This is a genomic window from Shewanella sp. Scap07 (assembly GCF_013394145.1).
In the GTDB taxonomy this organism is placed as follows: Bacteria; Pseudomonadota; Gammaproteobacteria; order Enterobacterales; family Shewanellaceae; genus Shewanella; species Shewanella waksmanii.
The window spans coordinates 2,586,215-2,608,646 of record NZ_CP041329.1; the positions used below are offsets into that span (position 1 = coordinate 2,586,215).

Annotated in this window: 20 protein-coding genes and 3 tRNA genes; 13 read left to right on the forward strand and 10 right to left on the reverse strand. The window is 44.6% G+C overall.

The genetic code is table 11. From position 1 onward, the window contains the following. The first annotated feature begins 29 nt into the window (after nucleotides 1-29). Nucleotides 30-980, forward strand: coding sequence for a thioredoxin-disulfide reductase (trxB, locus tag FLM48_RS11325; RefSeq protein WP_028775126.1), 951 nt, complete (start codon nucleotides 30-32; stop codon nucleotides 978-980). 412 nt (nucleotides 981-1,392) lie between these two features. Here the strand turns inward: trxB and rplT are convergent, their stop codons facing one another. The 4 genes from rplT to thrS all read right to left on the reverse strand — a co-directional run bounded on the left by rplT (nucleotide 1,393) and on the right by thrS (nucleotide 4,526). Next, nucleotides 1,393-1,752 (reverse strand): 50S ribosomal protein L20, encoded by a 360-nt coding sequence (gene rplT / locus FLM48_RS11330; RefSeq protein ID WP_028775125.1) that lies wholly within the window; start codon nucleotides 1,750-1,752, stop codon nucleotides 1,393-1,395. A gap of 18 nt (nucleotides 1,753-1,770) precedes the next feature. After that, a complete protein-coding gene (gene rpmI, locus FLM48_RS11335; RefSeq protein WP_011865828.1) occupies nucleotides 1,771-1,965 on the reverse strand; it encodes a 50S ribosomal protein L35 in 195 nt (64 codons plus the stop codon). 86 nt (nucleotides 1,966-2,051) lie between these two features. Further along, entirely contained in the window at nucleotides 2,052-2,594 is a 543-nt protein-coding gene (gene infC, locus FLM48_RS11340) for a translation initiation factor IF-3 (protein ID WP_037471760.1), read from the reverse strand. Nucleotides 2,595-2,597: 3 nt separating this feature from the next. Continuing rightward, on the reverse strand, nucleotides 2,598-4,526 hold the full coding sequence (thrS, locus tag FLM48_RS11345) for a threonine--tRNA ligase (protein ID WP_179024717.1): 1,929 nt from the start codon (nucleotides 4,524-4,526) through the stop codon (nucleotides 2,598-2,600). A 306-nt stretch (nucleotides 4,527-4,832) separates the two neighbouring features. On the opposite strand from thrS, the gene FLM48_RS11350 reads away from it, so the two are divergent. The 3 genes from FLM48_RS11350 (at nucleotide 4,833) to FLM48_RS11360 (ending at nucleotide 6,150) form a co-directional block, all read left to right on the forward strand. After that, the gene (locus FLM48_RS11350) at nucleotides 4,833-5,090 is read left to right on the forward strand and encodes a hypothetical protein (RefSeq protein WP_028775122.1); all 258 of its coding nucleotides are present in this window, start codon (nucleotides 4,833-4,835) and stop codon (nucleotides 5,088-5,090) included. 119 nt (nucleotides 5,091-5,209) lie between these two features. Continuing rightward, nucleotides 5,210-5,953 carry a pteridine reductase gene (locus tag FLM48_RS11355; protein ID WP_179024718.1) on the forward strand — a complete coding sequence of 248 codons (744 nt, stop codon included), beginning with the start codon at nucleotides 5,210-5,212 and terminating at the stop codon, nucleotides 5,951-5,953. Continuing rightward, the gene (locus tag FLM48_RS11360) at nucleotides 5,950-6,150 is read left to right on the forward strand and encodes a CPXCG motif-containing cysteine-rich protein (protein WP_179024719.1); all 201 of its coding nucleotides are present in this window, start codon (nucleotides 5,950-5,952) and stop codon (nucleotides 6,148-6,150) included. The genes FLM48_RS11355 and FLM48_RS11360 overlap by 4 nt, the downstream gene beginning before the upstream one ends. Nucleotides 6,151-6,265: 115 nt before the next feature. On the opposite strand, the gene FLM48_RS11365 is transcribed toward FLM48_RS11360, so the two are convergent. Next, the gene (locus tag FLM48_RS11365) at nucleotides 6,266-6,880 is read right to left on the reverse strand and encodes a riboflavin synthase subunit alpha (protein ID WP_179024720.1); all 615 of its coding nucleotides are present in this window, start codon (nucleotides 6,878-6,880) and stop codon (nucleotides 6,266-6,268) included. A 35-nt stretch (nucleotides 6,881-6,915) separates the two neighbouring features. Here FLM48_RS11365 and FLM48_RS11370 point away from each other — a divergent pair, with 35 nt between their 5' ends. The 5 genes from FLM48_RS11370 (at nucleotide 6,916) to FLM48_RS11390 (ending at nucleotide 11,579) form a co-directional block, all read left to right on the forward strand. Next, nucleotides 6,916-8,283 carry an MATE family efflux transporter gene (locus tag FLM48_RS11370; RefSeq protein WP_028775118.1) on the forward strand — a complete coding sequence of 456 codons (1,368 nt, stop codon included), beginning with the start codon at nucleotides 6,916-6,918 and terminating at the stop codon, nucleotides 8,281-8,283. A 184-nt stretch (nucleotides 8,284-8,467) separates the two neighbouring features. Continuing rightward, nucleotides 8,468-8,544 (forward strand) — tRNA-Val (locus FLM48_RS11375). 19 nt (nucleotides 8,545-8,563) lie between these two features. Further along, a tRNA-Met gene (locus FLM48_RS11380) sits at nucleotides 8,564-8,640 on the forward strand. 19 nt (nucleotides 8,641-8,659) lie between these two features. Then, nucleotides 8,660-8,736, forward strand: a tRNA-Val gene (locus tag FLM48_RS11385). A gap of 149 nt (nucleotides 8,737-8,885) precedes the next feature. Continuing rightward, nucleotides 8,886-11,579 (forward strand): bifunctional acetate--CoA ligase family protein/GNAT family N-acetyltransferase, encoded by a 2,694-nt coding sequence (locus FLM48_RS11390; RefSeq protein WP_179024721.1) that lies wholly within the window; start codon nucleotides 8,886-8,888, stop codon nucleotides 11,577-11,579. 73 nt (nucleotides 11,580-11,652) lie between these two features. On the opposite strand, the gene FLM48_RS11395 is transcribed toward FLM48_RS11390, so the two are convergent. Beyond that, nucleotides 11,653-12,681 carry a GGDEF domain-containing protein gene (locus FLM48_RS11395; protein WP_179024722.1) on the reverse strand — a complete coding sequence of 343 codons (1,029 nt, stop codon included), beginning with the start codon at nucleotides 12,679-12,681 and terminating at the stop codon, nucleotides 11,653-11,655. A gap of 349 nt (nucleotides 12,682-13,030) precedes the next feature. On the opposite strand from FLM48_RS11395, the gene eco reads away from it, so the two are divergent. Further along, nucleotides 13,031-13,606, forward strand: a complete 576-nt coding sequence (gene eco / locus FLM48_RS11400; protein ID WP_256870914.1) for a serine protease inhibitor ecotin — start codon at nucleotides 13,031-13,033, stop codon at nucleotides 13,604-13,606. A gap of 159 nt (nucleotides 13,607-13,765) precedes the next feature. Beyond that, nucleotides 13,766-14,854: a GGDEF domain-containing protein gene (locus tag FLM48_RS11405; RefSeq protein ID WP_372846790.1), complete on the forward strand. Its 1,089-nt coding sequence runs from the start codon at nucleotides 13,766-13,768 to the stop codon at nucleotides 14,852-14,854. A 60-nt stretch (nucleotides 14,855-14,914) separates the two neighbouring features. On the opposite strand, the gene FLM48_RS11410 is transcribed toward FLM48_RS11405, so the two are convergent. From FLM48_RS11410 to zwf, 4 genes are read right to left on the reverse strand one after another with little or no spacing between them, the layout of a single operon-like run. Then, nucleotides 14,915-15,556 (reverse strand): bifunctional 4-hydroxy-2-oxoglutarate aldolase/2-dehydro-3-deoxy-phosphogluconate aldolase, encoded by a 642-nt coding sequence (locus tag FLM48_RS11410; protein ID WP_028775114.1) that lies wholly within the window; start codon nucleotides 15,554-15,556, stop codon nucleotides 14,915-14,917. 21 nt (nucleotides 15,557-15,577) lie between these two features. Next, nucleotides 15,578-17,404, reverse strand: coding sequence for a phosphogluconate dehydratase (gene edd, locus FLM48_RS11415; RefSeq protein WP_179024724.1), 1,827 nt, complete (start codon nucleotides 17,402-17,404; stop codon nucleotides 15,578-15,580). A 9-nt stretch (nucleotides 17,405-17,413) separates the two neighbouring features. Then, nucleotides 17,414-18,112, reverse strand: coding sequence for a 6-phosphogluconolactonase (pgl, locus tag FLM48_RS11420; protein ID WP_028775112.1), 699 nt, complete (start codon nucleotides 18,110-18,112; stop codon nucleotides 17,414-17,416). Between the two features lie 12 nt (nucleotides 18,113-18,124). Then, complete coding sequence (zwf, locus tag FLM48_RS11425; RefSeq protein ID WP_179024725.1) at nucleotides 18,125-19,597, reverse strand: glucose-6-phosphate dehydrogenase; 1,473 nt, start codon at nucleotides 19,595-19,597, stop codon at nucleotides 18,125-18,127. A gap of 308 nt (nucleotides 19,598-19,905) precedes the next feature. Here zwf and FLM48_RS11430 point away from each other — a divergent pair, with 308 nt between their 5' ends. Next, on the forward strand, nucleotides 19,906-20,760 hold the full coding sequence (locus FLM48_RS11430) for a MurR/RpiR family transcriptional regulator (RefSeq protein WP_028775110.1): 855 nt from the start codon (nucleotides 19,906-19,908) through the stop codon (nucleotides 20,758-20,760). A 183-nt stretch (nucleotides 20,761-20,943) separates the two neighbouring features. Continuing rightward, nucleotides 20,944-22,383, forward strand: a complete 1,440-nt coding sequence (gene pyk / locus FLM48_RS11435) for a pyruvate kinase (RefSeq protein WP_179024726.1) — start codon at nucleotides 20,944-20,946, stop codon at nucleotides 22,381-22,383. Nucleotides 22,384-22,432 lie beyond the last annotated feature (49 nt).

Sequence of the window (22,432 nt, forward strand, 5' to 3'; positions counted from 1 at the left end):
TGCAATTCGCTAAAGGCACGGAGAAAATAATGAGCCAAGCAAGACATTGTAATTTACTAATTTTGGGCTCTGGCCCAGCAGGTTATACTGCTGCGGTCTATGCTGCACGAGCCAATTTAAAGCCTGTTTTAATCACAGGTATTCAGCAAGGTGGTCAATTAACTACCACCACTGAAGTAGAAAACTGGCCAGGCGATGCAGAAGATCTAACCGGTCCAGCGCTGATGGAGCGTATGCAAAAGCATGCCGAAAAATTTGAAACTGAGATCTTATTTGACCACATCAATGAAGTTAATCTTCAGCAGCGCCCTTTTCAATTGAAAGGCGACAGTGGCGAGTACACTTGCGATGCGCTAATCATTTCAACTGGCGCGTCTGCGATGTATCTTGGTCTAGACTCGGAAGAAGCGTTTAAAGGTAAAGGTGTGTCTGCCTGTGCTACTTGCGACGGTTTCTTTTATCGCAATCAAAAAGTGGCTGTTATTGGTGGTGGTAATACCGCGGTAGAAGAAGCACTTTATTTAAGCAACATCGCTTCAGAAGTTCACCTTATTCATCGTCGTGATACTTTCCGTAGTGAAAAAATCCTCACTAAACGCCTGATGGATAAAGTTGCAAATGGCAATATCATCCTTCACCTAGACAATACCTTAGATGAAGTTGTTGGTGATGACATGGGCGTTACAGGGCTCAAAATGAAGAGCACTAAAGATGACAGTATCAAAGAAATTGATGTAATGGGTGTCTTTGTTGCTATTGGTCATAAACCTAATACACAAATGTTTGAAGGCCAGTTAGAGATGAACCATGGCTACATTAAAGTACAAAGTGGTTTAGACGGTAACGCAACCCAAACAAGCATTGAAGGTGTATTTGCAGCAGGCGATGTAATGGATCAACATTATCGTCAAGCCATTACCTCTGCTGGTACCGGTTGTATGGCGGCGCTTGATGCAGAACGCTTCTTAGACGCGCAATAACTATTGCCAAAATATAAAAGCAGGCTTAAGGCCTGCTTTTTTTTACCCTGCATTTATTAACGCTATTTATACCAATCAGTATAAACATTTAGTCACTCAGCGAGAGTTTAGCGGTTCTGAGGCAAGGCAACGAGTGAAAAGCATAGTTATTCTACGGTTAAGCTCGTTAACACAGCATCAGAATCGCTAAAACTCGCCATTGTGGCGCGTTTTAGGCTGCCTACTTCTGCGTTGAATAACCTCACAAGGGAGCAACCATTGTTTCAGTGCTCACTTTGAATTAGCCGGCCTTGAATTAGTTTGCCAAAAGCGCGCTGAGTAGATCAAATTCTTATACTGATTGGTATTACAGGTATCTGGCACAAAAAAAGGGACCCTGAGGTCCCTTTTTTAAATCAGTCACATTAACTAATTACTTAGCTAGTGCTTCTTTTGCTTTTTCAACTAAAGTTGCAAATACAACTTTGTCGAATACAGCGATATCTGCCAAAATCTTACGATCGATTTCGATAGACGCCTTTTTCAGACCGTTAATGAAACGGCTGTAAGACAGACCATTTTGACGAGAAGCCGCATTGATACGTGCAATCCAAAGTTGACGGAATTGACGTTTCTTCTGACGACGGTCACGGTAAGCATATTGACCAGCTTTAGTTACAGCTTGAACTGCAACGCGGTAAGTACGGCTACGAGCTCCGTAATAACCTTTGGCTAATTTAAGTACTTTCTTGTGACGAGCACGAGCGGTTACACCACGCTTAACTCTAGGCATTGTTCTTTACTCCTCTAATTAAGCGTATGGTAGTTGACGTGCGATTGCTGGCACATCAGACTTTGCAACTAAACATTTAGCACGTAAGTGACGTTTACGCTTAGTGCTCTTCTTGGTCAAAATATGACGTAAATGGGCTTGTTTGCGCTTGAAACCATTAGCGGTTTTCTTAAAACGCTTTTGTACACCCTTGTCTGTTTTCATTTTAGGCATTGCTAAAACTCCGCATTGGGACAATTAATAAAACGCAAGGCGAGCAGAGACCTTAACAGACCCCTGCTACTTTTCTGGTTGCCCTACTATTTCTTTTTCGGCGCAAGAACCATAACAGCTTGGCGACCTTCCATTTTAGGGAAAGACTCCACGACTGCTAACTCAACCAAATCATCTTTAATACGATTCAAAAGATTCATACCAAGACTCTGGTGAGCCATCTCACGACCACGGAAACGCAGCGTTACTTTCGCTTTGTCGCCGTCATCAAGAAAACGCTTCAGGTTGCGTAGTTTTACCTGATAGTCGTTTTCATCAGTACCGGGACGGAATTTAACTTCCTTCACCTGTATCTGTTTCTGCTTCTTCTTTTGTTCCTTTTGGGCTTTAGCCTTATCAAAAAGGAACTTTCCGTAGTCCATTATGCGACATACAGGTGGCTCAGCATTTGGGCTAATCTCAACAAGATCAACACCAGCTTCATCAGCTAGATCTTGTGCTTCCCTAATGCTTAAAATACCAATAGCTTCACCGTCTAAACCGTTCAAACGTACTTCTGATACGCCGGTAATAAGTTCGTTAATTCTATTTGCAGCCGCCTGGCGTCCTGCTGTTTTTTTGATCTTTATGACCTATTCCTCCAACAAATTGAGACTACGGAGCGAAATTTGTTGTTTGACCTTAGCAGCGAAATCATCGATTCCCATCTTGCCTAAGTCAACACCGTCACGAGTTCGCACCGCAACTTCCCTATTTTCCATCTCTTGATCACCTACGACCAATAAATAGGGGACACGCCTTAACGTGTGCTCGCGTATTTTAAAGCCAATCTTCTCATTCCTCAAGTCTTTCGACGCACGAATTCCCTGATCTTTGAATAAATTGACCACTTCGTCTACATAATCAGACTGTTTATCTGTGATATTCATCACAACTGCTTGCATTGGGGCAAGCCAAGTTGGGAATTTACCCGCGTACTCTTCAATTAGAATTCCGAGGAAACGCTCTAACGAACCGAGAATCGCACGGTGAATCATCACAGGTGTCTGACGACTATTGTCTTCAGCAACATAAGTCGCACCAAGACGGCCTGGTAATGCATAATCAAGCTGCACTGTACCACACTGCCACGCTCTATCGAGACAATCATGCAAAGTAAATTCAATCTTAGGGCCATAGAACGCCCCTTCACCTGGCAAGATTTCATATTCGATGTCGTTGGCTTTAAGTGCCTGCATCAATGCTTCTTCTGCTCGATCCCACATCGCATCATCACCAATACGCTTTTCTGGGCGTGTCGACAGTTTGACAACGATATCTTTAAAGCCAAAGGTTTCATAAGTGTCATATACCATCTGGATACACGCACTCACCTCTTGCTGAACCTGATCTTCGGTACAGAATACATGGGCATCATCTTGGGTGAATCCACGTACGCGCATTAGACCATGCAATGAACCTGATGGCTCATTACGGTGACAACAACCGAACTCAGCCATACGTAATGGCAAATCACGATATGATTTGAGGCCTTGGTTAAAGATTTGCACATGACCTGGACAGTTCATCGGCTTAACCGCGTATTCACGGTTTTCTGAATTGGTGGTAAACATCGCTTCTGAATATTTATCCCAATGCCCAGAACGCTCCCAAAGTACACGGTCCATCATTAATGGGCCTTTCACTTCTTGATAAGTGTACTGGCTAAGCTTCTGGCGAATAAACTTCTCAAGCTCTAGGAATAAACTCCAACCGTCATTATGCCAAAACACCATGCCAGGTGCTTCTTCTTGCATATGGTAAAGATCGAGCTGCTTACCAATTTTACGGTGATCGCGCTTAGCGGCTTCTTCTAAACGATTAAGGTGAACCTTAAGTGCTTTCTTATCAGCCCAAGCGGTACCGTACACACGCTGCAACATCTTGTTGTCAGAATTACCGCGCCAATATGCACCTGCAACGCTCATCAACTTAAAGTGATGGCAGAATTTCATGTTAGGTACGTGGGGACCACGGCACATATCAACATATTCTTCATGATGATATAAAGCCGGCTTGTCATCTTGGCTGATGTTTTCATCCAAGATAGCCATCTTGTATGTCTCACCGCGCGCTTCAAATGTGTCGCGCGCTTCTTGCCAGCTCACTACCTTTTTGTCTACTGCGTAATTGGTTTTTGCTAAAGCCAACATACGCTTTTCTAGCGCAACAATATCTTCATCAGTAAGTTTATGATCTAAATCGATATCGTAATAGAAACCATTGTCGATAACTGGACCAATAGCCATCTTAGTCTCTGGCCATAACTGCTTAATAGCGTGGCCCAATAGATGCGCACAAGAGTGACGAAGGATTTCTACCCCTTCTTCATCTTTGGCTGTAATGATAGCCAGTTCAGCATCAGTCTCAATGAGATCGCAGGCATCTTTAAGTTCGCCATTAACGCGACCAGCAATACAAGCTTTCGCAAGACCCGGACCAATATCAGCAGCAACATCATAAGTAGAAACAGCATCAGCGAATTCGCGCTTACTGCCGTCAGGAAGTGTAATTACAGGCATGAAAATTCCTTTATCCAGTGGTGACCCCTACGTAGGGCCACTTGGTTATGTAGTTAAGTGTGTCGCCTTCCTAGGAGCAAAACATACTGGAGTTTTGATAATCCTAGGAGCGAAGGCAACATTCTAAGGGTCATCATCACAATGCGCAAGGCTTAAGCTTGTTGAACACGGTATTGTGAGTATCTGAATTGCTTAGCAACATTGCCCGCGACAACTTGTACTGAAATGCTTTTGTCACATCAGCGTCATTTTGGCGTTATACCCTAAGGCACAACTAGCAAGTTACTTTTATTAGGAGCACTGTAAATGGTCAATGCAATGATACTGACAGGAGCACTGATCCAAGGGCTACCGAGTCATAATGCAGTCATGGACCAGCAAACGATTGACGACTCAGCTTTGGTAGAAACAAATCTAACTGAAACACAAAAAATTGAAACTGCACCTAGCAGTGTAATGTTGGATATTGAAGCGTCTGTTGATCAGCAGTTGAACTCGCTTGTTGATAACCTCTATCCGCTGCCCACCAAAGAAGCGGCTGAAGTATTAGTGATAATGGATTGAAACCCGTCTAATATTCATCAAAGCCAATAACACGGCTGTGCAATCGTAGGTAGTTGCTACTTATTAAGCCCGCTAGCTATGCTAATATCCACTTAATCTACCTATTCGGATATTACACTATGCAAGCTTGGGCACTCATTACCGGCGCGGCGCGGCGTATTGGCAAACAAATTGCCACCCACGCCCACCAAAGTGGCTATAACGTTATTATACATTGCAACAATAACAGCCAAGCCGCTCAGGTATTAGCCCAACAACTTAATGGGCTGCGTGCGAACTCAGCGGTGGTAGAGCAGGCTGACTTATCTGTCGCTGCAGATTTAACAACACTTATTGATAATGTGGCAAGTCGCTACCCGGCTTTATCGCTTCTGGTAAACAATGCCTCGGTATTCTATCCAACCGCTATTGGTCAAAGTACAACAGACGACATTGACAGTATGTTAGCCGTCAACCTCATTGCACCTTATCGCTTAGCCACCGGACTGAAGCAAGTATTGGCGTCCAATAGCGGCAGTATTGTTAATTTAATCGATATTCATGCAGACAAACCTTTATCTGGTCATGGACTATACTCAATTTCTAAGGCGGGACTGAAAATGGCCACCTTATCTCTGGCGCAGGAATTAGCGCCTAATGTAAGGGTTAATGGTGTTTCACCTGGTGCCATACTCTGGCCAACAGAGGGCCAACAGTCTCAGATAGATAAAGTCATTGAAGATATCCCTTTACGTCACCCGGGCCGTGCAGAAGATATAGCGGACGCCGTTATGTTTTTAGTTAACGCATCATATATTACCGGTCAAATCATAGCCGTTGATGGCGGCAGAAGTGCTGTGGGGTATCAAGGAGCGGTTGAATGAAACTCATCAATAAATCGATCAGTTGCCCCCACTGCGGCCACAATCAACATATAGAGATAGACACAAGCGGGAACGATCAAGAATATTACCAAGACTGTAAAATATGCTGTAACCCTATCCATTTTCGTACTCATTTAGACAGAGTCCATCAAAAACTGACCGTATTTGTGGATAGCGATGATGAGCAATACTATTGATGGCTAGTCAATATAAAACCATCTAACAGCTCTGTAAAAGTGGGCCGTATTTGGCTTGTCCAGTAAAATACGGCCAACTTTATGCTCGTGACTAAACAGCAATACCAAGCATGGGTTAAATCAGTTTACGTTTAGCCAATACCCGCTCAACGGTGTCGACAATCGCTTGGGTTTGACTATCAATTTCGATGTTAAGTTGATCGCCAACTCGCGCTGCATCTAAATTGGTTAGCGATAAAGTCTCGGGTATTAAATGTAGCCAAAACCCGTTATTTGTCACCTCTCCTACTGTTAAGCTACAGCCATTAACGCCAACAAAACCTTTATAGAGGATATAGGCCATCCATTTAGGTGCTACTTCAAGATAAAGATTGTAATGTTGCTCGGTTGCACTCACTTTTACTATCTGTGCTTGGGTATGAATGTGTCCCGATAAAATGTGGCCACCAATCTCGCTACCAAAGCTCAATGAGCGCTCAATGTTTACGGGACTACCAATTGTCAATTTTGAGAGATTGGTCACACTCAGAGTCTCTTCCATTACATCGAAAAACACCCTATCATCTGCGATTGCTGTGACTGTTAAACAAACACCGTTATTAGCCACGCTCGCCCCTGTTTTTAATCCCTCTCTTAATTCAGCTGGCAAGGAAACCTCAATGGTGTATAGACCGTTTTTCTGTGTAATCGCTGCCACTTGACATGTGGCTTGCACAATACCTGTAAACATAATTTATTAACTCGCTATATAAAGGCGTTACATTCATGAATCAATTCGGCTTTCAAGCCAAAAAATTGGTACAGCTAGCACTACCTGTACTTATTGCCCAAGTCACCCAAACCATGATGGGTTTTATCGATACCGTTATGGCTGGTCGGGTCAGTGCGGTCGATATGGCTGCAGTGGCCATTGGCACCAGTTTATGGCTGCCAGCATTACTTTTTGTCCAGGGGCTACTTATTGCATTTACGCCTGTTTTTGCCCATGAGCACGGTGCAGACAATCAAAAAGCGATTCAACCTTTGGCATTTCAAGCTGCCTATATTGCCATAATTGGTAGCTTAGGTGTGCTCGCATTTCTCACATTTTCTGGCGATATTTTCCGGCTGATGGCTTTAGATGAAGATTTGGCCAATCTTAGCGAACAATACCTTAATGGATTCATGTGGGGAGTACCTGCTTTTGTGCTTTATCAAGTATTAAGGGGATGTGCCGAAGGTATCTCTTATACTTTGCCGACTATGGTCATCGGGTTTGTTGGCTTAGCCGTCAACATTCCGGCCAACTATATATTTATCAATGGACATTTAGGCGCCCCCGCAATGGGCGGGGCTGGGTGCGGTATTGCAACAGCTTTAGTTTTCTGGGCAATGTTTATCGCCATGGTTATCTATATGCAATGGCATAAGAAATTTGCTGAACTCGCCCCTTTTAGTGCGTTCCATAAACCTAAATGGGACACCATGTGGACGATGACAAAACACGGCTTTCCTATCGCTATGGCGCTGTTTTTTGAAGTCAGCTTGTTCGCCATCATCGCGCTATTGTTAGCCCCCCTTGGGGCGAATGTCGTTGCTGGTCATCAAATTGCGCTTAACTTCTCCTCCATCGTGTTTATGTTGCCACTATCTATAGGTATTGCGGTTTCAATACGAGTTGGCTATTACTTGGGTCAGGATAAACTGGTGATTGCTAATCTAGTCACTAAGGTTGGATTATTGCTAGCGTTTGGCTTGGCCGCGATTACAGCGATTATCACCGTGATATTCAAAACAGAAATCGCACTGTTATACAATGATCACCCAGAGGTCATTACCCTCGCGGGTAGCTTAATGTTCTTAGCTGCGCTATATCAATTGTCTGACTCAATTCAGGTGGTTGCCGCGGGTGCATTACGTGGCTATAAAGATACGCGCAGCGCGTTGTATATCACCTTAGTGTCTTATTGGTTGATTGGTATGACATTAGGCTACATGCTGGCAATGACAGATATTTTAGTTCCCGCCATGGGAGCGCATGGATTTTGGATCGGCTTAATCGCAGGCTTAACCAGCGCCGCCATTATGTTTGCCATTCGGTTACGCTATATCCAAAAGTCTGAAAAGCTTGGCACTCGACTTATCGAAGACTAGCCAGAATAAAATTCGGGCCGCTGATATGGACATCGGCAAACCAATTCGGCTGATTAGAAATCAAGTTGAACATCAAATAGCCATTTGGTTACAAAATTAATATTTTTACTTGCAACGGGCGCTGTATCCCGTAATATAGCGCTCGTTCTCTAGCACAGATGTTAGAAAACAAGATAAAGACAATACAACCGTAGCTCAGTTGGTTAGAGCACCACCTTGACATGGTGGGGGTCGGTGGTTCGAATCCACTCGGTTGTACCATGCTTTATTGTTATACGGACGCGGGATGGAGCAGTTTGGTAGCTCGTCGGGCTCATAACCCGAAGGTCGTCGGTTCAAATCCGGCTCCCGCAACCAATAACAAACTTTCATATATACAACCGTAGCTCAGTTGGTTAGAGCACCACCTTGACATGGTGGGGGTCGGTGGTTCGAATCCACTCGGTTGTACCATGAAATTTTCAGGCCAGCTCACGCTGGTTTTTTTATGCCTGCTATTCTCTCCTCTTGTTATCTATTGGTCGCATATCGGCGCTTTAAAGCACCATTTTGTTTTCCTTTAATGTACACTGACTTAGCCCTGTATTTGATCGGAGTACTTGATGAGCCAGCGAACATTAAACAGCCTGTTTAACCCTAAGTCTATTGCCATCATTGGCGCCTCTAATGCTGATAGGAAGGCCGGCAATGTGATCATGAAAAATCTACTCGCAGGCGGTTTTTCTGGGCCCATTATGCCCGTCACCCCAAAATACCAGGCTGTTCAAGGGGTCCTTGCCTATCAAAACATTGAAGCCCTGCCCCTGATACCTGATCTTGCCGTCATTTGTACTGCGGCACATCGCGTTCCCGCCATCGTTGAGACTCTTGCGCAATTTGGTTGTAAAGTGGCCATAATCAACGCCTCTGGTATGGCTCAAGAAATCGATAGCTCAGGCATCGACTGTTTAACCCAATCCAAACAGTACGCCAAAAAATATGGCATGCGTTTATTAGGGCCTAACAGCTTGGGGATGATTTTACCGACCCATGGGCTGAATGCGAGCTTAGCCCATACCAGTGCCCTGAGCGGTAAAATTGCCTTTGTATCGCAATCAGCTGCAATTTGCACCACAGTATTAGACTGGGCCAACAATAAGGGCATCGGCTTTTCATCGTTTATCTCCCTAGGCGATGCCACAGATATCGACTTTGATGAGTTACTTGATTATTTAGGCCGAGACAGCAAAACCAGTGCAATCATGCTGTATATCGACTCCATCAATGAGAAACGCCACTTTCTGTCAGCTGCTCGAGCAGCTGCACGCAATAAACCGATTTTGGTGATCAAATCGGGCCGCAGTGTTGAGGGCACCACAGCCGCAAAATTACACACAGGCGGCGTCGTGGGCAATGATGCCGTGTATGAAGCGGCATTTAGACGAGCCGGTATGCTAAGAGTCAACGATTTAATTGAGCTGTTTGCGGCAGTTGAAACACTCGCCCATTCATCTGCTTTGCAAGGTGAGCGTCTAGCCATTATGACTAATGGTGGTGGGCCTGCGGTACTAGCGTTGGATGAGCTCATGCTCGGCGGCGGTAAAAGTAGTGAGTTAGATACTCAAACCTATGACAAACTCAATGCCCTATTGCCATCTACTTGGTCTGGGCAAAATCCAATTGATATTGGCGGCGATGCCGATGCCAGCCGCTATACCGCCGCACTTAAAATATTGATGGACAGTGATATCGCTGACGCTATATTGGTACTGCACTCTCCCTCTGCAATTGGCGACAGTGTCGACATCGCTAAGGCTATGTCAGCCATGATATCAACTCACCCCAATCGAAATCGGGTTAATATTCTTACTAACTGGAGTGGTGAAGACTCATCCTATTTAGCCCGAAAACATTTTAACCAAGCCGGTATCCCCACCTATCGCACGCCCGAAGGTGCTGTGGGGGCGTTCATGCATATGGTTGAATACCGCCGAAACCAAAAGCTACTGCAAGAGGTGCCGCAGTCAATCCCGGTCGATATTCCCACTGATAGTCAACGAGCACGAGAGTTACTACAAAAGGCCCATGGCGCAGGAAAACGTATTCTAGAGACCCATGAAGCCAGTCAAATTTTGCATGCTTACGGCCTCAAAACCATTGATACGCACTTTGCCGACAACACCGAAGCCGCCGTCGCCATCGCTAATCGAATTGGTTACCCAGTAGCAATCAAGGTGCAATCGCCAGATATTCACCATAAATCCGATGTCCACGGGGTCATGCTGAACTTAGCCAATGCCGAAGAGGTCGCCAGTGCCACAGATAAAATTATCGATCGCGTCAAAGGCCTTAATGAGCATGCACGTATCGAGGGAGTCATTGTGCAGAAAATGGCATTAACTGCCGGTGCGCAAGAGATACGGGTGGCAGTGATCAACGATCCAGTTTTTGGCCCAGCAATCTTATTAGGCGAAGGCGGATCAGAATGGGAACCCACGAAAGATGCGGCGGTTGCCCTGCCCCCGCTAAACATGACCTTGGCTCGTTATATGGTGATCCAAGCGCTGAAAACCAACAAGCTTAAGGATAGACATCTGCCCTTAGGCTTAGACATGCATTCGCTGTGCGTGATGCTCACTCAACTTAGTCACTTAGTGATTGATTGCCCCGAAATAGCTAGCCTAGATTTAAACCCTGTACTGTGTGCAGGCGTCGATGTCACCTTACTTGATGTCAATATTCAACTGCATGATTGCCTAGAAGAAAATAACAACCGCTTGGCTATTCAGCCCTATCCAAAAGAACTTGAACAACGCGCAGTATTAAAGAATGGCGACCCTATCATGCTGCGGCCAATTCTGCCTGAGGATGAGCCAAAACATCTCGCTTTTGACAACAGTTTAAGCGATGAAGACCGTTATAAGCGCTATTTCGGTGTGCGCTCAAAGATGACCCATGAAGAGATGGCAGTACTCACCCAGATTGATTACGCCAGAGAAATGGCCTTTATTGCTACCGCTAAACAGGACGATGGTGATGAGATCACCTTAGGCGCAATACGGGCTTCCATTGATCCGGACAATACGGAAGCGGAATTCGCCATGGCAGTACGTAGCGATCATCAAGGACAAGGTTTAGGCCGGCTATTGCTGGAAAAACTGATTACTTATTACAAACAAAATGATACCGAAAGGTTGAGTGGTTTTACGATGTTTGAAAATCGCTCCATGGCCAGCTTGGCAAAACGATTAGGCTTTACCGTCACGTTTGACATGGAAGAGCAACTTATTCGAATGGACATGGACTTAAAGCAGTAACCTAGCTTGCATTGAGCGTATTGCTGTATAGACAAGACTCCCTGTCTATACAGCAAGATTAACTCCCTTACCCTTAACCCATCACGCAATTTCGCCCTGATGACTTAGCGCGATAAAGTGCTTCATCGGCCCTAACAAAATAGCTATCTTTGTCATCTTCCGCTTTTAAGCTGGCCACACCCACAGATACGGTAATATTGCCCAGTGACAGCTTCTTATCTTTACCTATGGTGAGCTTTTTGTCTGCGATGCGTTGTCGTAGCTGCTCCGCAACCACTAACGCTCCTGAATGATTAGTGTCTGGTAATAGCAAAACAAACTCTTCACCGCCATAGCGCGCGACAAAATCTTCACCACGTACACCGTGTTTAAGGGCCAGCGCTACGTAGGCTAACACTTTATCGCCGACCACATGGCCATGGGTGTCATTAAAGGCTTTAAAATGATCTATATCGACAACCAATAAACTGCTATCGACACCTTTTTTTCTAAAGTCTTGTATATGCGATAGAATTTGCTCTTCAAATGCTCGGCGGTTGTGCAACGAAGTTAATTGGTCGGTCATCGCGACCAAATTTAGATTCTCCATTTCCGATTTAAGCGAGTTAACCTCTTCGTCCATCGCTTTTAAGCTTTGCGCTAATTCGGCATTATTATTAATTACCCCTGTGACTTCTTCGGCTAAGCCGTCAATAAGCCGCATGAGTGTTTCTTCGTCGGGCGATTGTGCTAATTCCTGCTGAACACCCGATAGCGATGCACTCAGGGTTTCAGTACCGTGACTCATTTTGGCAATTTTACTGATTAAATTATTAATCAATAATTGGGTTTCAATTTGTACATTTTCTATTACTTCAGGGGACTTCTCTTGTACAAAGTTACTATGTAATCCAGCATTGACTTCAGGTGTGAATGTCACCCCATTGGCTAACAACCCATCGATCGCGCGTTTTAAATCTAAATTGACGCCTCGATAATACTCATACCAGACAGAATAATTATCAGGTGTCACCGGAATATTCAGCTCCGACATTTGTGGAACGGCATGTCGTAATATTTTTGCGGATAGTTCTGTATCAGATATGTGCTTAGCCAAATTCATATAGGGTCGCCATGCTCAAGAAGTGATAACTGACGATCATAAAGCTGCTTTATGATCACCCAAAGGTATAGAGTTTATATAAGCATAACAAAAAGTTGCTTGCCAGCACTTTTGATTAATATTTCAGCAAACCGGAACAAAACATTGTTATCAAGCCATAGGACAATAATAATGTGCTAAAAGATAACCCAAGCACCTAAGCCAACAACTAAAGCACTGACAATTCACCACAGACCTGACGTATTTTAGCCGCTAGATAAAAAATCAAAATAAAAAAACCCTTTTTAGGATCTCACCCGTTTATATCAGTAAAAGCAGCTTAATTTGACTTTAATAGGAACAAGCAACAATGAAAACACATCACACAGGTAACACCACCATGACTAAATTGGCAATAGCAACACTAATGACCGTAACCTTGGCATCAAGCGTTGTGACTTTTGGCGCAGCAGCGACCTCTCCTAAAAAACCACAGGTAGCGCAAATGATAAGCTTAGATACTTTTCACCCCGATAGTTATGAAAATACCGAACAAACTAAGATGTATCCTGCGCCCGACTCGGGAATGAAACAAGTGGTGCTCACTTTACCTAAACGTGTAGATGAGCAAGACTATAAACTGGAAATAGAGATTGGCCAGTGGCAACAACAAGATTGTAATAAGCAGCGTTTAGGCGGCGAAATCCAGCAACAAACCGTGCAAGGTTGGGGTTATAGCTACTATCAAGTTGATCGCATTAGCGCCGGACCTAGCACATTAATGGCTTGTCCTGACACTGCGACTACTCGAGAGTTTGTTACTTTAATGAACTCATTAACACTTGATTACGATAGCCGTCTTCCTAAAGTGTTTTACATCCCAGAAAGTGCGCAGTTACGCTATAAAGTTTGGCAGTCTAATAACCAACATCAATATAGCAATTAATTCAATATACCTCGCCCCGGTCGATTTAGGCCAGGGCGAGACCGTAAGCTATTCACCTTAAATACGTTTTTCTTCCAAGCTGTTTTTTACCTAACCGATGCGCTTTTTACGCCCCATTTCTGATACAATTTACAGGTCTGTAACCAATATTTCACACTGATGAACCTAACTACAATAGTAAACTGGGGTACCCAACAGCAGCCATTTTCATCTGCTAACCGGATTAGAATGACTAATATTATCGGTCTAATCACGGTGTTGATTTCGCTGCTGTACTCTGCAAACTTTTTTCTGATCATTGGTAACTATGCCGTCGGTTTTATCAACCTCATTTTTACCTTGGCTTATTTCATTACCAATATCCTAAACGGATACAATCGCCGCAAAACTGCTCGAATATGGTTTTTTAGCTTATTGATGCTCCACCTGTGGGTGTGTACCAACATCTATGTGACCAATGAAAGTGGCTTTCACTTGTATTACTTCCTGGTACCAACCGGCGCATTTTTGTTATTCGAGTTAAAAGAGCGCAGAGAGCAAATAATCTTAAGCGGCTTAGCGATCATCCTGTTTTTTGTTTGTGAAAATACGCCCAATAACGCTCCCTTGATTCACCTAACCGATGAAATGAACCGGTTGCTTTACCAATCGGTAGTGCTGTTTACTATGTTGGAAGTGATCGTTGTTTTGTATCTATTTGCCAAGCAAATTGACCACCAAGAGCAACGCCTTATCAAACAAGCAAGCACGGACTCTTTAACCAAACTTGCCAATCGCCACTGCTTTTTTGATGAAGGCAAAGCATTATTCTCTCAATCTCGGCAAAACAGCCGGCCATTCTCTTTGGTGCTAGTTGATTTGGATTTTTTCAAAAATATTAATGATAAGTATGGGCACCCAATTGGAGACAAATGCTTAATTGGTGTCACTGATACGTTGCGTTCATTATGTCGAGAGCAAGATCTATGCGCCCGAATTGGTGGAGAGGAGTTTGTGATTGCTATGCCCAATACTTCGCTGTCTGATGCACAGAAGGCAGCAGAAAGAATGCGAAGAGAGATTGCATTACAACGAATTCCCATCAGTGACAGCGAGTCTCTAGGTTGTACAGCAAGTTTTGGCATAGCCAATAACCAATCTGAAGACGCTGAGTTACGTGACCTGTTGATACAAGCAGATAAAGCTTTGTACCTAGCGAAAGAAAGTGGCCGCAATTGCGTGAAAGTAGGCTGCAATCAGGCTGCTTAAAGGGCGATATAAAAAAGGCTACCCTTAGGGTAGCCTCAGTTTTTGTCAACAATTTACAACTTAGATACCAGCAATCGCTTCTTTACACAAATCGGTAATACGCTGCCAATCCCCTTGCTCCATCGCATCTGTTGGCGCGATCCAGCTTCCGCCAATACAATCGACATTTTTAAGTGCTAAGTACTCTTTATAGCTATTTGGGGTAATACCGCCTGTAGGGCAGAAACGTACGTTTGCGAGTGGACCAGAAAACGCCTTAAGTGCATTTACACCACCTGACGCTTCAGCTGGGAAGAATTTAAAGTTGCTATAACCTAAACTCATGCCTTCCATTACTTCAGAAATACTGGCCACACCAGGTATAAGCGGCACGGTACCTTTCATGGCTGCTTTCAACAAACCCACTGTCGCACCAGGAGTGATAATGAATTGCGCGCCTGCTGCAACGGCTTGATCCAGCTGTTCCTCGTTCAAAATGGTACCTGCACCCACCACTGCCTCTGGCACTTCTTTCGCTATCTTAGTAATAGCCTCTAATGCGCAAGGCGTGCGCAGCGTGACTTCTAACACACTGATCCCGCCGGCAACAAGTGCTCTAGCTAGCGGTACCGCGTCTTCAATTTTATTAATCACCATTACAGGAACAATTGGACTGCGTTTAAAAATATCCTGTGGCTGTATTGACCAGTTATTCTCAACCATTACGTTATTCTTCCTCTAAAATTAATAAATTTCGTCAGCTGCAGATGTGCAGCGAGCACCGGTTTCGGGGCTACTTAAATTTGAACGTAAGGCGCTAAATAATTCTCGGCCCATACCATAACTTGTGCTGCGCAAATCGACTTTATCTGCTTCACGAGCGGCTAGCACTTGCTCATCAACCAACAGCGTCAACTCTCCAGTCAATGCATTCACTCGCACTAAGTCACCATTTTGGACTTTGGCTATCAATCCGCCATCTAACGCTTCGGGCGTTAGGTGGATAGCCGCTGGCACTTTACCTGATGCACCAGACATACGACCGTCAGTTAACAACGCAACTTTAAAGCCTTTATCCTGCAATGTACCCAAGATTGGCGTGAGTTTATGTAGCTCTGGCATCCCTACCGCTTTGGGTCCTTGGCCTTTCACTACAACCACACAATCTTTATCAAGATCGCCTGCTTTAAACATCGCATCCAGTTTGTTTTGATCGTCAATCACAATCGCTGGTGCTTCAACAATGCGGTGCTGCTCTTGTACCGCTGAAACTTTAATCACCGCTCGGCCTAGATTACCTTTTAGCAGTTTAAGGCCACCATTGGCTTGGAAAGGTTTATCAACGGTGGTTAATACTTCGCTGTCTAAACTTGCGGTAGGACCATCCACCCATACCAGCTCACCGTCAATAAGACGTGGCTCTTGGGTATAACGGCGTAAACCCGATCCCGCCACCGTACTCACATCTTCATGTAGTAAGCCAGCATCGAGTAGCTCTTTAACCAGCAATGCCATACCGCCTGCAGCGTGGAAGTGGTTAATGTCTGCATGACCGTTCGGGTAAACTCTTGCCAATAAAGGCACTGAATCTGAAAGCTCTGAGAAATCGTCCCAATTAACGATAATACCGGCCGCGCGGGCTGCTGCAACAATGTGCATGGTTAAGTTAGTCGAACCACCAGTAGCCAGTAACGCGACAATGCCATTAACAACAGACTTCTCGCTTACCACTTCACCGATAGGTGTATACTGGGTACCGAGCTCTGTTAGGCGACAAGCTTGCTTAGCGGCTGTTTTATTTAGCGCTTCACGCAGCGGATCATCAGGATTCACAAACGATGAGCCTGGCAACTGTAGGCCCATGACTTCTAGCATCAACTGGTTACTATTGGCCGTACCGTAGAACGTACAGGTACCTGCACTGTGGTAAGACTTTGATTCAGCCTCCAGCAGCGCCTCACGGTCAACTTGCCCTTGAGCAAATTTTTGACGAATTCGTGCTTTTTCTTTGTTTGGAATACCAGACTTCATTGGTCCAGCGGGTACAAACAACATAGGTAGGTGACCAAAGCTAAGTGCACCAATTAATAGTCCTGGGACGATTTTATCGCAGATACCAAGCAATAATGCACCGTCAAACATGTTGTGAGATAAACCCACAGCAGTCGACATCGCAATCACTTCTCGGCTCAGTAGACTCAGCTCCATACCCGGCTGACCTTGGGTCACACCATCGCACATCGCTGGCACACCGCCAGCAACTTGCGCCACACTGCCGACCTCGGCACAGGCCGCTTTAAGTAAATCTGGATATTCACCATAAGGTTGATGCGCAGACAACATATCATTAAATGCAGTCACGATACCGATATTGGCTTTAGTTAAACCACGAATGGCGTCTTTTTCACTGGGGCTACACGCAGCAAAACCATGGGCTAAGTTACCGCAGCTCAAACTACTACGGTGCACACCTTTAAGGCGGGCTTCTTTCATGGCTGCAAGGTACTTCGCGCGCGATTCCTTACTTCTTTCAATAATTCTGTCTGTGACAGCTTGTACTACTGCGTGCATGATATCTCCTTAAGCGCTCCAGTAAACGTCGACGGGGGTTTTGTGCTGAGCCAACACGGCACGTATTGGCATCGACTTGGCGTCTTCATTTTCTAACGCTTGGCGGTAAACAGTCAGCTTCTGCTCACCCACTATATGTAAATAGATCTGTCTGCTGGCTAAAATCGCGGTTTTCGACAGCGAAATGCGAGCATGAGGCGCTGCGCCGGGATTGACTGCCACACAAAGTGATGATGTAGAAAGCGCATCATCAATTTCTTTCGAACACGGGAACCAAGAACACGTGTGACCATCATTGCCCATGCCAAGCACAACGACATCAAACGGCTTTGGAAAGTGACCGAGCTGCTCAATAGTCATCGAGCAGCCTTCTTCTGGCGTAGCAAACATATTTTTCAAACTGGTAAACTTGGCACTACTGGCATAGTTCTGCAGCAGATGTTCTCTAACTAAACGCTCGTTAGAGTCAGCGGCATCAGCCTCAACCCAGCGCTCATCAGCTAAAGTAATACAGACATCTTTCCACTCAATCGCCTGCTTGCTTAAAAGCTTAAATAGCTGCAGTGGCGTAGAGCCGCCTGACACAATAAGGCTGGCCTTACCACGACTATCAATCGCATCTTGTAGCTGACCTGCAATGCGTTTAGCCAACTGTGCTTCTAACGCTGCTTTGTCATCAAATGATTTGAATACAGATTCTTTAATCATGCTTGGTTTTCCTTATTCGTCCCACGAACGGCCGTCTTTGGCTATCAAAGCTACTGAAGCCACAGGGCCCCAGCTGCCGGCTGGATAGGGCTTAGGTTTTTCATTACTTTGTTCCCAAGACTGGATAATGCCATCGACCCAACTCCAAGCTTGCTCGACTTCATCGCGTCTAACAAACAATGCCTGATTACCTAACATGGCTTCTAGCAACAGACGCTCGTACGCATCAGCGATACGATCATTTTTAAAAGTATCCGAGAAACTTAAATCTAATTTGGTGGTTTGTAAGCGTTGCTTTTGCTCAAGACCCGGCACCTTATTCATCATTTGAATTTCAACGCCTTCATGGGGCTGCAAACGAATAGTCAGCTTATTTGGTGGCAGGTTGCGGTAACTTGAGCGGTATAAGTTATGCGGCGGATTTTTAAAATACACCACAATCTCAGAACTCTTGGTTGGCATACGTTTGCCACTGCGTAGGTAAAACGGTACACCAGCCCAACGCCAGTTATCGATATCTACGCGTAAAGCAACGAAAGTTTCTGCATTAGATTGGGTATTCGCGCCCTCTTCTTCAAGGTAACCAGGCACTGGTGCACCTTTTAAGAAACCAGAAGAGTATTGACCGCGCACGGTATTTTCATAAATGTTGTCAGAATTGATTTCACGTAATGATTTAAGCACTTTCACTTTTTCATCACGAATACTGTCTGCATCTAGATTGACTGGGGGATCCATCGCTACCAAGGTAAGCACTTGTAATAAGTGGTTCTGAATCATGTCGCGCATCTGGCCCGCTTTATCAAAGTAGCCCCAACGCCCTTCAATACCGACTTCTTCTGCAACCGTGATCTGTACATGATCTATGGTGCGGTTATCCCATTTGGATGCAAACAATGAGTTAGCGAAACGCAGCGCAATAAGGTTTTGTACCGTTTCCTTACCTAAGTAATGGTCAATACGGTAAACCTGATTTTCATTGAAGTAAGCCGAGACCTGATCATTAATCACTTTAGACGAGGCGAGATCTGAGCCAATTGGCTTTTCGAGGACAACACGTGTATCAGGAAGGATAAGGTTTTGTTCGTGAAGGCAGCGACAGATATCGCCGAAAATTGCAGGTGGTGTGGCAAAGTAATTCACCATAACCCGCTTTTCTGGTTCTAATACGTCATGGAAAGCAGCGTAGCCATCGGCGTCGGTAAAGTTAGTGCCTATATAAACACAACGTTTCATAAAGCGTGGCAACGTGTCGTCACATAATGGCTCTTTAACAAAACTGTTTAACGCTTTACTGACTAACTCTTGATACTCTTCTTGGGTAAATGCGTCTTTGGCGACACCCAATATTTTTGTTTCTTCGCTTAACAAACCCGCTTTATCCAACTGGTAAAGCGAAGGCAGCAACTTACGTCTAGCCAAATCACCCTTAGTACCGAATAGCACAAAATCACAAGCTTTGGCTTCTGGTGTTGTTATGCCCATAGCTGCTAAATCTCCTATTTCGCTGTGTCCACATTTCAATGAGGTTTTCACATGTTTGTTGTAATATAACAACAGAAACTGTTAATTGCATCTAAATTTTATAAAAAAACGCTGTTTTGTAAACTAGCAACAAGCGGTCAAAATCTGATATGCTTTTTGTGATTAAATTACTATATCTAGTAGAAACTTTGACAAGTAGTTAAATCATAATTCGCCATACAAGCCAAACTTTAGCACTTTCTTGTTTGGTTCGTTAATGACATAAAAGAATAAATATAATTACATTACTATCGAGTGGATGTACGCATATGAATACCCTAGAAAAGGTTCAAAAGAGCCTAACCCATTTTAGTAAGTCTGAACGCAAAGTGGCCGAGGTTATTTTGGCTTCACCGCAAACAGCCATTCACTCAAGTATCGCCACCTTAGCCAAAATGGCTGATGTCAGCGAGCCCACTGTGAATCGATTCTGCCGCCGCCTGGATACTAAGGGCTTCCCTGACTTTAAGCTGCATCTAGCGCAAAGCTTGGCCAATGGTACGCCCTATGTCAGCCGCCATGTAGAAGAGGACGATAGCCCGGATTCTTATACCACTAAGATATTCGAATCTTCCATGGCATCGCTAGATACAGCCCGCCAAAGCATGGATACCGCCGCCATAAATAAAGCGGTTGATATTCTTACTCAGGCTAAGAAAATCTCATTCTTTGGCTTGGGCGCGTCTGCTTCTGTCGCCCATGATGCACAGAATAAGTTCTTCCGCTTTAACGTACCTGTGATCTGTTTTGATGACGTATTGATGCAACGTATGAGCTGTATTAACAGTGCAGAAGGTGATGTTGTGGTGTTGATTTCTCACACAGGTAGAACTAAGTCATTGATAGACATAGCAAGGTTAGCACGTGAGAACGGCGCTGCGGTCATTGCAATTACTGCACGTAACTCTCCGCTCTCAACCGAATGTACACTGCCAGTGACCATGGAAGTACCAGAAGATACCGACATGTACCTGCCTATGGCGTCTAGATTAGCTCAATTAGTGATTATTGATGTACTCGCGACCGGTTTCACCCTAAGACGTGGACCTCGCTTTAGAGAGAGTCTCAAGCGCGTTAAAGAGGTGCTAAAAGAATCTCGTATCGATAAAGATCCGATAATTTAAGTCAGTTTAGTAACAAAAATAAGGCGCAAGGGGCTTCTCTTGCGCTTTTTTTTACCCAAATGAATGAATCACGTCACAAAACTATAATATTGAAATAGATCAATTTGTTCGTAATTTTCCTACAAAACTTAATATTGTCTGTTAAGATAGGGTTAGATTAATTAAAACTTAACGGAGTATGTCATGTTCCGCAGAACCAAAATTGTTACGACTTTGGGTCCCGCAACCGACAGAGATGATAACCTTAGACGTATCATCAAAGCCGGCGCCAATGTTGTTCGCTTAAACTTCTCTCACGGCTCACCAGAAGATCATTTAAAACGCGCGACAGATGTTCGCAACATCGCCAAAGAGCTCGGTGTTCATGTTGCTATTCTTGGCGATCTACAAGGTCCAAAGATCCGCGTATCTACCTTTAAAGATAACAAGAAAGTTCAACTTGAATTAGGCCAAGCTTTTGTCTTAGATGCAGAGCTAGATAAAGGCTTAGGTGATGAAAACCAAGTTGGTATCGACTACAAAGCACTACCTGATGATGTAGCCATTGGCGATATCCTAATGTTAGATGACGGCCGTGTACAACTTAAAGTTGAACGCGTCGAAGGTAAAAAGGTCCATACCTCAGTTACCGTTGCCGGTCCCCTATCTAACAATAAGGGCATTAATAAGAAAGGCGGCGGACTTTCAGCTGCTGCACTGACTGAAAAAGACAAACGTGACATCGTGACTGCGGCGCAAATTAAGGTAGATTATCTAGCAGTATCATTCCCACGTAGTGGTGCCGATCTTAATTATGCTCGTGAGCTGGCACAACAAGCCGGCAGCCAAGCACTTATCGTCTCTAAAGTTGAACGTGCAGAAGCCGTTGTCAGCGACGAAGCGATGGATGATGTCATTCTAGCATCTGACGCGGTAATGGTTGCTCGTGGTGACCTTGGTGTTGAAATTGGAGATCCTGCACTTGTTGCTGTGCAGAAAAAACTGATCAGCCGCTCTCGCCAACTGAATAAAAGCGTCATTACTGCCACTCAAATGATGGAGTCAATGATCACCAGCCCGATGCCAACCCGTGCAGAAGTCATGGATGTGGCTAACGCGGTACTTGATGGCACAGATGCCGTCATGCTCAGCGCAGAAACAGCAGCAGGTGACTTCCCAGAAGAAACCGTTCAAGCGATGGCAAATGTTTGTCTTGGTGCTGAAGCGCACCCAAGTGTACAAGTGTCGAAACACAGACTGGATGAGAAATTCAGTTCGGTTGAAGAAACCATTGCGTTATCGACTATGTATGCAGCTAACCATTTAGAAGGTGTCAAAGCGATTGTTGCGCTAACTGAATCTGGCGCAACGCCACAACTCATGTCCCGTATTAGCTCAGCGTTGCCTATTTATGCCTTATCGCGTCATGACGTTACCTTGGCTAAAATGGCACTTTATCGCGGTGTTAAGCCAGTGCATTTTGATTCAACCCAATATGGGGCTGATGAACTAGCGCAAAAAGCGCTTGATGCCCTAGCCTCTAGCGGTGATCTGCAAAGTGGCGATATGGTATTGATGACCAAAGGTGATGCAATGGAAACCATTGGCGGCACCAATACCTGTAAGGTGCTTATCGTCGCATAATCAAGCTAGCGCTTTGATTGAAGTTTGACTGGCATTAAGCCATAAAAAA